We start from the raw sequence: 11,621 nt of genomic DNA, 5'->3' as shown, positions 1-11,621 counted from the left end.
CAGGTGCGGAACCCCGCAAGGGAAAGAAGCAGAAACCCAAATCGTGAGGTTTGGGAATCACCGTCCGTTTACGGCGGTGAGGATGTCAAAATCTTTCCGTATAGCTCTGCGACCTCTATTAATCAGGCTACATCATCGAGAAGGGGATCGGGCATTAGTCAACCCCTTCAAGAAATAAAAATTTTTTGGGCTAGTTTGTTTCAAATCGCTCAAGATTCTAAGTTGTCATCTACAATGGAATTAGCGGAGACGAAAGTTTCCGTTCACTCCTCACACCACACTCCGTCCGGACAATGTTCGGGCGGTTTCTTATTGAACATACTCGATCTCTACAAATTCCCTGTTACACTATATGATCAAAGATTTCTTGGAATCTTTTTGCGTTCAAATGTACTACCATATGAGGGACATCACTTGTCTAAACGTTATTTGTTCACGTCCGAATCGGTGACAGAGGGACATCCCGATAAAATTTGTGACCAGATTTCCGATACTATTCTCGATGCTCTGTTATCCCAAGATGACCACAGTCGTGTAGCGGCTGAAGTGGTTGTCAATACAGGGTTAGTCTTGATTACTGGTGAAATCACCTCGAAAGCACAGGTTCATTTCGTCGATTTAGTTCGCAAGAAAATCGCTGAAATCGGCTATATCAACGCAGATAACGGCTTTTCCTCGAATAGTTGCACCGTTTTAGTCGCTTTAGACGAACAATCTCCCGATATTTCCCAGGGGGTCACGGCTGCTCAGGAAAATCGCGAACTTCTCAGCAATGATGAACTCGATAAAATTGGTGCGGGAGACCAGGGTATTGTCTTCGGTTTCGCTTGCAATGAAACCCCCGAATTTATGCCCTTACCGATTAGTTTAGCCCACCGCATCGCTCGCCGTTTAGCGGCAGTCAGAAAAACGGGTGAACTGTCCTATCTGCGTCCCGACGGTAAAACGCAAGTATCGGTCATTTATGAAGATGGTCGTCCCGTGGGTATCGATACTATCCTTGTTTCTACCCAACACGATGCTACTATCGGCGATATCACCGATAATGATCTCGTCCAACAAAAGATTAAAAGTGATCTCTGGGAAGCGGTAGTACAGCCGGTCTTCAGCGATTTAGAGATTAAACCCGATGCCAATACCCGTTATCTGGTTAATCCCACCGGAAAATTCGTCATTGGTGGACCCCAAGGCGACGCGGGATTAACGGGACGGAAAATTATCGTCGATACCTACGGTGGCTATTCTCGTCACGGTGGCGGCGCTTTCTCCGGTAAGGATCCTACCAAAGTCGATCGCTCCGCAGCCTATGCTTGCCGTTATGTGGCCAAAAATATCGTCGCTGCTGGTTTGGCCGATAAGTGCGAGATTCAAGTGGGTTATGCGATTGGGGTAGCTCGTCCGGTGAGTCTCTTCGTGGAAACCTTTGGCACTGGCAAAGTCGCTGATGATGTGATTCTGGACTTAATCAATAAATACTTTGAACTCCGTCCGGCCGGTATTATCCAAACCTTTAACCTGCGCGGTTTACCCAGTGAAAGAGGCGAGCGTTTTTACCAAGATGTGGCCGCTTATGGTCATTTTGGTCGCAATGATCTCGATTTACCCTGGGAACAAACCGATAAAGTCGCTATCCTCAAAGAAGCTTTGACTTCTGCGGTAGTATAGGGTTAAAAATTAACTGCAATTTTTGATTCAGGAATAGAGTTTCAGGCTCTATTCCTTTTTTGGACGGTTTTTAAACAGAAAAAGCTATATTTATCAGTAAATCGAATCTGTCTTTCTGTTTGTGTTCTTTGTGCCTTTGTGTTTATCCTTAACTCTTATGGGATAACCGGACAGCAAAAGGTTTAGTTTTAAATATTGATGATACTTTCAACACTTTAGCCTCCCTATTCTCTGGGTCTTCTTATAGCTAAAAAAATGGGGAGCATCTCACATTTGCAGAAATACCGACAATCAGGTATTATCAGTGACTCTTAAATTGTTACAAATATATCAACAACTGCCTGTAAGCATCTCACAGAAAAACTAATGCGCTCTGGGGTTTGGGGGATAGAACCCCCCAAAAGCTTGGATTAAGTAATAAAATCGGAAGTAACACCCAATTTTAGCAGAGATTTTCCCTTTAAAAATCTCAATAAGATAACTGCTATATAGTTAAAATTGACAACTTAGGTTATGATGCTAGGTTTCACCAGTTAAAGAGCTATGGATAACAAAGTTCTCGACGTTCGCCATCTCACCGTTGAATTTTCTAATCACAAAAGAACAACAGTCGCCGTTAATAACATTAGTTTTAGCTTGCAGAAAGGTCAAGTTCTCGGTTGTGTGGGGGAGTCGGGTTCAGGAAAATCCGTCACCTCCCTCGCACTCATGGGACTGGTTCCCTCTCCGGGGAAAATTACCGCAGGAGAAATTTGTTTTCGTCCGGCAAAAGGTCAGTCAATGCAAGCAGTAGATTTATTATCTATTCCCCCGGAAGAATTGCGTTATTATCGCGGGGGAGAAATGGCGATGATTTTCCAAGAACCAATGAGTTCTCTTAATCCAGTTTATAACATCGAGTTTCAAATTACCGAAGCGATTTTACTGCATCAAAAAGTCAGCACTGAACAGGCAAAAAATCAAGCAATCTCTCTACTGCAAGAAGTGCGCTTATTACCCAGTGATGAACAGTTAGAGGAGAAGTATATAGAAACTTTTCCCTTAGAAAATAAGGGTCATGTCAGAGAAAAAATTAGAACTTATATTCAGGAACAAAAAGAGGTGATTCTTAAGCGTTATCCTCACGAATTATCGGGGGGACAATTACAAAGGGTAATGATTGCCATGGCGATTTCTTGTAATCCTACTCTATTAATTGCCGATGAACCAACCACCGCTTTAGATGTGACTGTCCAAGCAGAAATATTAAGATTATTACGAGATTTGTGTAAAAGCGATCGAGAAATGTCAATGGTTTTTATCTCCCATGATCTAGGAGTTATTAACGAAATTGCCGATCAAATTGTCGTGATGTATCAAGGAGAAATTGTCGAACAGGGAACTAAAGAAGAAGTATTAAATTATCCCCAACATCCCTACACAAAAGGTTTACTTGCCTGTCGTCCACGCTTAAACTCTCGTCCCGAAAAATTGCCCACCGTCAGCGATTTTTTACAAGTGGAAAAAGACTCTCAAGGTAAGATTATTGAATTACAGGAAATTACTCCACCGGCAGTTAAATTTATTACTCTCCAAGAGGAAGAAAGCAGAATTGAAGGTTTACAGAATCACGAGAATATTTTATCGGTAGAAAATTTATCGGTTAGATTTCCAGTCAAGGGAGTTTTCGGGCAAGTAAAGACCTTTTTTAATGCCGTAGATCAGATCAGTTTTACCGTTAAACAGGGGGAAACCCTCGGTTTAGTCGGTGAATCGGGATGCGGGAAATCAACCCTAGCAAGGACAATTCTGCGCTTAATTCCTGCCACTTCTGGAAATATCTATTTCCGAGGAGAAAATCTCGCTAAATTAAACCCCAGCGATCCAAAATTAAGATTACTGCGACGGGAATTACAGATAGTTTTTCAGAATCCCTACAACTCCCTGAATCCCCGTTTATCCATTGGTAAAGCAATTTTAGAACCGCTGGTTATTCATCATACTGGCGGCAATTCCCAAAAGCAACGTGAACGAGTAGAATATTTATTAGAACGAGTTAAACTTGATCCTAATTGGTTTGATCGCTATCCCCATCAACTATCAGGAGGACAACGACAAAGGGTGTGTATTGCTCGCGCTTTAGCCTTAAATCCTCAGTTTATTATCTGTGATGAATCTGTCTCTGCTTTGGATGTTTCCGTGCAAGCGGGAGTCTTAAATTTACTCAAAGAATTACAGCAGGAATTTAATCTCACTTATATCTTTATTTCCCACGATTTAAGTGTTGTCAGATTTATGAGCGATCGCATTATGGTGATGAATAAAGGTAAAATTGAGGAAATGGGTACAGCTAACCAAATTATTAACTCTCCCCAAAGTGATTACACCCGTAAACTTATCGCTTCCATTCCCCAATTTACCGAAAGTCTTGCTAGTTAAAATTAGCCATCAAACCGAAAGGATTAGCTGCCTCTAATTGTGCCGATAAACCTAACAAAGTGATTTCATCGGCAGGTTTACCAACTAACTGAATTCCCACGGGTAAACCCTGACTATCCACTCCTGTGGGTAAAGCAATCGCGGGTAGGCCACTCGCATTAGCAATGGGAGAAGGGGCAATCCAACCAATCATATTATTAACCGCTTCTTCCGGTGGTAAATTTTCCCACTCACCAATTCCGGGGGGTTGATGTAGAAAAATTGGCAAAAGTAAGACATCAAAATTATCAAATATCGCCACAATTTGCCGCGAAATAACGTGCATCTGCCGCACCGCTTGCAGGTATTCCCCAGCGCTGCCAGAATTGTCTAATAACCATTGATTAAGGGGACTTAATAACTCCTTCGGAATTCCTGTTGCCGCCGTACCCGCTTGCCAAATAAGGCTAAAAGGAGCGATTAAAGCCTGTAAATCGGGAGAATACTCCGTTAAATGATGCCCCATGTCCTCTAAAATTTTAGCCGTCTCGATAACAGCATTTTTATAGGCGGAAGCCGCTTCACCGAAGGGGGATATGGAAGTAGAAAAAGCGATTCTTAGGGGTTTTACGGATCTTTTGGTGGCTTCTAGGAAAGAAAAGGCGGGATCGGGTAGCCAGTAGGGATCGCCCGTCGTATAGCCCGAAATCACGGTAAGCAGCGCTGCCCCATCTGCCACCGTCTTAGAAAGAGTGCCGTTAGTGGCGATACCGCTTTGAAATTCCCCCACCGGGGCATAGGAAACGCGCCCGCGACTGGGTTTTATCCCCACCAAACCGCAACAACCCGCCGGAGTACGCACCGAACCGCCACCGTCGGAACCCTGGGCAATCGGGCAGAAACCCGCCGCTACAGCTGCCGCTGCCCCGCCACTAGAACCTCCTGCGGTATAATCGCGGTTGAAGGGGTTACGAGTCGGCAAAAAACCCGGATTTTCGGTGTAGGGAAAGGAACCTAGTTGGGAAGTGGCAGTTTTGCCCAGAAGGATAAAACCCGCCCTTTTCATTCTGGTGACGATTCCTTCATCGTACTGGGCAATATTTCCCCGGAGGGCGGCGACTCCGTAACTAACGGGCATTCCAGCGACGGCATTTAAGTCTTTAATGGCGGTGGGAACTCCAAAAAAAGGCGGTAATTCGGCAGTATCGGCGATTTGACTTAATTGTTCCGTTTGGGCGCTGGCGGTTGCTAGGGCGCTTTCCCTGGCGACATGGACAAAACTACCAATTTGACAGTCAAATTTCTCAATTCTGTCGAGGTATAAATGGGTTAATTCTAGGGGGGAGATTTGTTTAGTGCGAATCAGTTGGGCTAATTCTAGGGCAGATTTTGGCAATAATTCATCACTCATGAGCGATCGAGGTAAAATAGGTAAGTGAAAATAATTATATTCTTTAATGATAGAGATGGTTTTAAAGGAAAATTGAAGTAAAAATTTCCCTATCCCCTATCCCCTCTTGTCTTGGAAAATTATGACTCCACAGTTAATTGAAATTCTCTCGGCTGACGAAATTCGTCGCACCCTTACCCGTTTAGCTTCCGAAGTTATCGAAAAAAGTGGCGATTTAAATAACTTGATTTTGATCGGTATCTACACGCGAGGAGTGCCTTTAGCTAATTTAATTGCTAGTCAAATTGAAAGCTTAGAAGGGGTAAAAGTTCCCGTGGGAGCGATCGATATTACCTTCTATCGCGACGATCTCGATCGCATTAAAACCCGCACTCCTGCTAAAACCAAAATGCCCCTAGATGTCACGGGAAAAACTGTGATTTTAGTCGATGATGTTATCTATAAAGGTCGCACGATCCGCGCCGCTTTCAATGCTATTATTGAGTATGGCAGACCGCAAAAAATCCGCTTATTAGTGTTAGTTGATCGTGGTCATCGGGAATTACCAATTCACCCGGATTTTACAGGCAAAAAACTACCCACCGCAGCCGAGGAACAGGTAAAAGTTTATCTACAAGAGATTGACGGCAAAGATGGGGTGGAATTAATCAAATAAACAGGAGTTAAGACTATTAGTCAGGACGGGAAGTCGTGACTAATCCCCAGAGGAAAATAAACACGATCGCACCGATAATAGCGACAAAAATGCCCGGTATGCTTAAGGTGGAACCCGCTAGGGCAAAACTGCCAGTTTGAATCAAATTTAACAGAGTTCCCCCCACAAAAGCCCCGATAATTCCTAGCAAAGTCGTGGCCAAAATACCACCCCCCTGTCGCCCGGGATAAATAGCTTTTGCGATCGCACCAGCAATAAAGCCCAAAATTATCCAAGAAATGACATTAATCATGATTTTAATCCCGTTCAGTTAATTTTGTCTTTAATGTTTTCGATTGCGTCCTGGGCGGCGTTTTTCATGTCCTCCAACAAATTTTCTGCCTTATCTTTGACATCAGCTGCCACGTTCATTGCCGCTGCTTGTACCTGCTTTAATTCTCCTTCTGCTTTCATTTTCTCGTCGCCAGTTAATTCTCCAGCAGCCGATTGTACTTTCCCCTCGACATTTTTGGCAGCAGCCTTCATTTTGTCTTCGATGCTCATAAATTTTTCCTCGGTCAAGAAATTGTTATTGTTATTCTTATAACACAAATGCGGTAATTACTGCCCTTTAAAAACTTAAATAAATCTTAAGTTTTTGGGAATATAGCGGTTCTCGCATATGTGCGGCACACTTAAACCTTTGCTGATTAAGCTGCTCAGGATCGGCAATGTACCTCTTGTGAATCAGAAACGCTATAATTATTATTGGTTTCGCCATTGAGAGAGATGTATATCTGGCCAGGCCTGCGCTTATTGTTAATTTTTTTGCCGTTTAAAAAACTGAACAAATTTAACCATCGAATCACCAGAGCCTGCTGAAGCTTTCAGCCTCTATATATTTGCTAAATACAAAAATAATCTATTTTTAGGGCAAGGTAAAAGCAGCAATTACGGGATAATGATCGGAAGGAATAAGATTCAACCAACGAGAGCGATCAACTTTTGCCCAATCTAACTGCAAACGGCTATCATAATAAATTGTATCGATGGCTAAATAAGGGTTATCAGTGTAATTATTAAAGCTCATTTGTTCGGCTAATTCCAAATCTGCTAAAGCGTCCTTTAATTTAATTTCTGACTGGAGAGGTTGAGTTAAAATCTGACGGGGTAATTGCTGAGAATTAACATTAAAATCACCCGTTAAAAATAGGTAATCTTTTGTTAAATCTAGTTGACAAAAATGCTCTTGTATGCACTTAGCCCCTAAGTCCTTAGCTTTGTCGCTATAGTAATCGAGATGGGTGTTATAAAACTGCAAAGTTTGCCCCTCAAGAGTGCGAAATTTAGCACCTGTTACCATGCGGGGATAAGGATTACCCCAAGCTTCAGTGATACTGCCAATAATATCGGGAGTTTCCGATAGCCAAAATTCGTATATTTCTAAACATTTTAACCGACTTGGTTGATATAAAATCGCACAATGTTCATCTAATCCTGTCCCCCTGCGATCGCTGCCTAAGCTTTGGTATTTTGGCAATAAACGGTGTAGATCCAATAATTGATTAGCGCGAGCTTCCTGAGTACCAATTATATCGGGAGAATAGTGAGCAATTAAAGCCGCTACTGCTTCCCTTCTTACTCGCCAATTACGCTCATCGGGATCGGGTTTATCGTAGCGAATATTAAAGGACATTGCTGTTAGTTTCATAGGAAAATGGAGAATGAGGAAGGGAATAGGAAGTGGGGAGTTTTTTCAGTGAACAGTAAACAGTAAACAGTAATCAGTAAGCTGAAAACTCACATCTGATAACTGAAAACTCACATCTGATAACTGATAACTGATAACTGATAATTAATTATCAGGATTTTTTGGCAATTGTCCAAAAGGGAAAAGTTTGACTGGGATTGATGATAACTCCCGTGATGCCATTGCGAGCAAAAGCGTATTCCTTAGTTTGCCAAAGGGGAATATAGGGAACTTCATCGGCGAGAATTTCTTGAATTTTGCCAAAAATTTGCTTTCTTTTGGCCGGGTTACTTTCCCGACGGGATTGTGCGATTAATTGATTCATTTCTTGACTATAAAAAAATGAGCCTTGACTTTGCGATCCTCCCTCTTCGCAGCCAGTGTCTGGGGAACCTTTAGCACAATCTAAAAAGGGATAAATATAGTTATCTGCATCCAAAAAATCGGGATACCAATTAGATAGGGCAGTGGTATAAAGTCCCCGGCCAATATTACGGAAAAATGCCGCTCCTAGGATACTATTGGGTTCAAATTGAATACTATTATCTAAATCCCGTTTTGATAGGGCTTTCAGCACTGCCGCTACAGTGCTGGAAGTGATCGATCCCGAGGAGTGCCAAACTTCTACAATTGCGGGTTTTTCTGGACTATAACCAGCAGTTTTTAGTAATTGTTTGGCTTGCTCTATATTATGGTTGCCATAGCGCTCTTTAAACACCGGTTGTGACTCGAAAAAAGTAGTAGGAATGAGACTAAAAAGAGGTATGCCTTGACCTTGTAAAATGCGATCATTAAGTAAATCTCGATCGACTAGAGAAGCAATGGCTTGTCGCACTAAAATATTATTGGTGGGTTCACTTTTGAGATTGACGCTCATAAAGTTAATTGCTGCCCCAGAAGATTCGAGCGCTTGCCATTTTCCCTGCGCCGCTTCTGTGCGTAATTTTCTCACTTGAGGAGGGAGTAAAGATTGATAGGCAATATCCACCGCACCCGTTTGAAAACCGTTGAATAAATTGGCAGGATTCGAGAGATAAATTTGCACATTAACTCCCTTATTTTTGGCTGGTTCTCCCCAATAGCGATCGAAGGCTTCTAAACTAAAAGAATCGCTAGTAACTGCTTTTAATTGATAATGTCCTGTGCCGATAAATTCTTCCGGTTTAAATTTACCCTCGCCAATTTGATAAAATTTGGGTGAAACTGCACAGGCTCCTGGGTAAGCTAAAAGAGCGGGAAAAGCGGCAAAAGGTCTGGTTAATTTAATAGTAATTTCGTCTTCTTTGGTAGCGGTGATCCTATCAATTGTATCCCGCAGAAGAAAGGAAGGTTCGCCACCATTTTTGATAAATCTTTCTAGGGAAAACTTCATCGCCTCTGCGTTAAAAACCGTGCCATCATGAAAAATAACTCCTCGACGTACCGGTATAGTATAAGTCAAGCCATCGGGGCTAATTTGGGGCAATTCCGTGGCAAGGAGGGGCTTTAAATTAGTGGTTCCTTCTGCGTAGGTGTAGAGAGTTTCACCGAGATTATAAATAATAAAAAGTCCTGCTAACTCATAACTATCGGCAGGATCGAGCGAGCGTGGTTTTAGGGTTGTCCCGATCATCAGGCGATCGCTATCTCGTTGTGGTAAATTGGAATTAGTGGACTGACAGCCCACGGTCAGAAGAAGACAGAGGCAAAATAAACTTAAATAGTGGTAAAGTTGGCGTAAAGGTTTCATCGAGGGCGATTAACGGCAGCTAGGTATCAATCAATCCTATCATTTTTGTGCATAGTCTTTTCTTCTAGGTTCCCTTAAGGAAGTAGATTGATTGCTTAATTGGTTGGGTAAAATTCTTCAATAACTGCACTGATTACCCGGACAATTAAATTAAATTTTCCGGTCGAGAATGGCAAAAACTTGATAAATTTGGTCAAGAAGAAGCCCCAGGGCAGCAAAGGTGTTAAATGGTTCAGAATAGCTGGAGCCATGAAGGTAGATAAACAGGGGAATGGGTAAGATTTTTCAACCTAGATCAGGTTCCAGCAACTAATTAGAAACTCATCTTCTTTTATCTATCAGCCATTTAGGTTAATCCTGTCCCTTCTAAACAAGCTCGATCGAAAATTGCCCCCGTGGTTACTGCCGAGGTTAAACTAGCACAAAGAAGATTGGCATCAGTAAAATTTGTTCCCCGTAAAACCGCCCCGAAAAAAATTGCTTCCTCTAAATCAGTTGCCGACAGATCTGCCCCAGAAAGATTAGCGCTAGTAAAATCCGCTTGGGTTAAAATCGCCCCGACAAAACTCACTCCCCGGCCATCGACACCGCGAAAATCCGCCCCGGACAAATCTAGATGATTAAAAACCGCTCCGGCTAAAAAAGCGCCGGCCAAACTTGCCCCAGTCACGATCGCATCGAGGAGAATTGCCCCGCGTAAATCGGCATTACGAAAATCTGCTCCCCTTAAATTTGCCCCTGTCAGGTCAGCACCGCGTAAATTTGCCCGTAAATTCGCTCCTGCTAGGTCTGCACCCGCTAAATCAGCCCCTGCCAAATTCATGCCCGCTAAATCTTTTATCTCACCCTGACGAATTGCTAATAAATCAATACTGGGAAAAGTCATGTTCAGCCACGGTTAAATCCTGTAAAAATATCTTAGAATATTCGTAAACCTTTGTTAAGAAAGCGCTCCATGTCCCTAGAGCTATTATCCCTAGAAAATATTGAAGAAATCGCCCACCAATACGGATACTGGGCAGTATTTATCGGCATCACCCTCGAAAATACCGGGATTCCCATCCCAGGAGAAACCATCACCATTGTGGGCGGCTTCCTTGCCGGTAGCGGTGATTTGAACTATTGGTTAGTTTTAGTCAGCGCAATTACAGGAGCAGTTTTAGGCGATAATTTTGGCTATTGGCTCGGTCGCGCGGGGGGTTGGCCGTTTTTGTTAAAAGTTGGCAAATTCTTTCGTATTCCACCTCAAAAACTAGAATTAGCCAAGGAACAATTTAGTAAAAATGCACCCCGGGCGGTCTTTTTCGGTCGCTTCGTGGCCCTGTTAAGAATCTTTGCAGGTCCCATGGCGGGAATTGCCCGAATGCCCTACGGTCGCTTTTTCCTCTGTAATCTCGGTGGAGCAACGGTGTGGGCGACGATTATGGTGACATTATCCTTCTTTTTAGGCCGTTTGTTCCCCTTGCACCAATTAGTCAGTTCTATGGCTCGTTTTGGTATCTTGGCTTTAATTATCGTCCTGGCCTGGACAATTATCCACCCCATCCTTGAGTCACGGAAAACGACAGTTTAAGCCCAGAAGAAAGCGGTTATCAGAAATAACCGCTTCGGGAATTTGACAAGAATCTCTTTAACGTTCGCGGCGCCCGAAGTTTTTGCGCTCACCGCCGCCACCACCACCAAAATTATCTTCTCTGGGACGAGCTTTATTGACTTTCATCTGTCGTCCCATCCATTCGGCCCCGTCAAGAGTTTCGATCGCTTTTGCTTCTTCCTCATCGGAGGACATTTCCACAAAAGCAAAACCGCGCATTTTACCCGTTGCTTGATCTACGGGCAAGTAAACGCGACTAACCGTGCCGTATTCAGCGAATACACCGTGCAAGTCCTCTTTCGTGACTTCATAAACCAGATTACCAACGTAAATTGTCATCGAAAATTTGAGTCTGAAACCCCGTCGTTCTACGACGGCTTTACCGTTAAATATTAGCACATTTACGGAATATATGCTAAAATGCTCCCCATGGAAAAAGCC

General features: G+C 43.0%; 11 protein-coding genes. 4 read left to right on the top strand and 7 right to left on the bottom strand.

The window, feature by feature from the left end; genetic code table 11:
* Positions 1-414: 414 nt before the first annotated feature.
* Positions 415-1,665, top strand: a complete 1,251-nt coding sequence (gene metK / locus BGL89_RS11415) for a methionine adenosyltransferase (protein WP_286825802.1) — start codon at positions 415-417, stop codon at positions 1,663-1,665.
* 543 nt (positions 1,666-2,208) lie between these two features.
* The gene (locus BGL89_RS11410) at positions 2,209-4,083 is read left to right on the top strand and encodes an ABC transporter ATP-binding protein (RefSeq protein WP_286825801.1); all 1,875 of its coding nucleotides are present in this window, start codon (positions 2,209-2,211) and stop codon (positions 4,081-4,083) included.
* Here the strand turns inward: BGL89_RS11410 and BGL89_RS11405 are convergent.
* On the bottom strand, positions 4,076-5,473 hold the full coding sequence (locus BGL89_RS11405) for an amidase (RefSeq protein ID WP_286825800.1): 1,398 nt from the start codon (positions 5,471-5,473) through the stop codon (positions 4,076-4,078). The genes BGL89_RS11410 and BGL89_RS11405 overlap by 8 nt on opposite strands.
* A 121-nt stretch (positions 5,474-5,594) precedes the next feature.
* Here BGL89_RS11405 and pyrR point away from each other — a divergent pair, with 121 nt between their 5' ends.
* Complete coding sequence (gene pyrR / locus BGL89_RS11400; RefSeq protein WP_286825799.1) at positions 5,595-6,128, top strand: bifunctional pyr operon transcriptional regulator/uracil phosphoribosyltransferase PyrR; 534 nt, start codon at positions 5,595-5,597, stop codon at positions 6,126-6,128.
* 16 nt (positions 6,129-6,144) lie between these two features.
* On the opposite strand, the gene BGL89_RS11395 is transcribed toward pyrR, so the two are convergent.
* The 5 genes from BGL89_RS11395 to BGL89_RS11375 all read right to left on the bottom strand — a co-directional run bounded on the left by BGL89_RS11395 (position 6,145) and on the right by BGL89_RS11375 (position 10,472).
* Positions 6,145-6,420: a GlsB/YeaQ/YmgE family stress response membrane protein gene (locus BGL89_RS11395; RefSeq protein ID WP_502692617.1), complete on the bottom strand. Its 276-nt coding sequence runs from the start codon at positions 6,418-6,420 to the stop codon at positions 6,145-6,147.
* 14 nt (positions 6,421-6,434) lie between these two features.
* A complete protein-coding gene (locus tag BGL89_RS11390) occupies positions 6,435-6,671 on the bottom strand; it encodes a CsbD family protein (RefSeq protein WP_052278120.1) in 237 nt (78 codons plus the stop codon).
* A 364-nt stretch (positions 6,672-7,035) separates the two neighbouring features.
* Positions 7,036-7,818: an endonuclease/exonuclease/phosphatase family protein gene (locus BGL89_RS11385; protein ID WP_286825798.1), complete on the bottom strand. Its 783-nt coding sequence runs from the start codon at positions 7,816-7,818 to the stop codon at positions 7,036-7,038.
* Between the two features lie 151 nt (positions 7,819-7,969).
* Entirely contained in the window at positions 7,970-9,586 is a 1,617-nt protein-coding gene (locus BGL89_RS11380) for an ABC transporter substrate-binding protein (RefSeq protein ID WP_286825797.1), read from the bottom strand.
* A gap of 346 nt (positions 9,587-9,932) precedes the next feature.
* A complete protein-coding gene (locus BGL89_RS11375) occupies positions 9,933-10,472 on the bottom strand; it encodes a pentapeptide repeat-containing protein (RefSeq protein ID WP_286825796.1) in 540 nt (179 codons plus the stop codon).
* A 69-nt stretch (positions 10,473-10,541) separates the two neighbouring features.
* Between BGL89_RS11375 and BGL89_RS11370 the strand changes: the two genes are divergently transcribed.
* Positions 10,542-11,159 (top strand): DedA family protein, encoded by a 618-nt coding sequence (locus BGL89_RS11370; protein WP_286825803.1) that lies wholly within the window; start codon positions 10,542-10,544, stop codon positions 11,157-11,159.
* A 57-nt stretch (positions 11,160-11,216) separates the two neighbouring features.
* Here the strand turns inward: BGL89_RS11370 and rbp are convergent, their stop codons facing one another.
* On the bottom strand, positions 11,217-11,519 hold the full coding sequence (rbp, locus tag BGL89_RS11365; RefSeq protein ID WP_286825795.1) for an RNA-binding regulator: 303 nt from the start codon (positions 11,517-11,519) through the stop codon (positions 11,217-11,219).
* Between the last annotated feature and the right edge of the window lie 102 nt (positions 11,520-11,621).

The organism is Microcystis sp. LSC13-02, assembly GCA_002282935.1.
Lineage (GTDB): Bacteria > Cyanobacteriota > Cyanobacteriia > Cyanobacteriales > Microcystaceae > Microcystis.
This window is presented reverse-complemented; position numbering and strand designations above follow the sequence as displayed.

Bases quoted from the DNA above. Each gene is read 5' to 3' on its own strand.
- BGL89_RS11385 (WP_286825798.1), bottom strand. From the start codon at position 7,818: ATGAAACTAACAGCAATGTCCTTTAATATTCGCTACGATAAACCCGAT.
- BGL89_RS11380 (WP_286825797.1), bottom strand. From the start codon at position 9,586: ATGAAACCTTTACGCCAACTTTACCACTATTTAAGTTTATTTTGCCTC.
- BGL89_RS11410 (WP_286825801.1), top strand. From the start codon at position 2,209: ATGGATAACAAAGTTCTCGACGTTCGCCATCTCACCGTTGAATTTTCT.
- BGL89_RS11390 (WP_052278120.1), bottom strand. From the start codon at position 6,671: ATGAGCATCGAAGACAAAATGAAGGCTGCTGCCAAAAATGTCGAGGGG.
- rbp (WP_286825795.1), bottom strand. From the start codon at position 11,519: ATGACAATTTACGTTGGTAATCTGGTTTATGAAGTCACGAAAGAGGAC.
- BGL89_RS11375 (WP_286825796.1), bottom strand. From the start codon at position 10,472: ATGACTTTTCCCAGTATTGATTTATTAGCAATTCGTCAGGGTGAGATA.
- BGL89_RS11370 (WP_286825803.1), top strand. From the start codon at position 10,542: ATGTCCCTAGAGCTATTATCCCTAGAAAATATTGAAGAAATCGCCCAC.
- BGL89_RS11405 (WP_286825800.1), bottom strand. From the start codon at position 5,473: ATGAGTGATGAATTATTGCCAAAATCTGCCCTAGAATTAGCCCAACTG.
- pyrR (WP_286825799.1), top strand. From the start codon at position 5,595: ATGACTCCACAGTTAATTGAAATTCTCTCGGCTGACGAAATTCGTCGC.
- BGL89_RS11395 (WP_502692617.1), bottom strand. From the start codon at position 6,420: ATGATTAATGTCATTTCTTGGATAATTTTGGGCTTTATTGCTGGTGCG.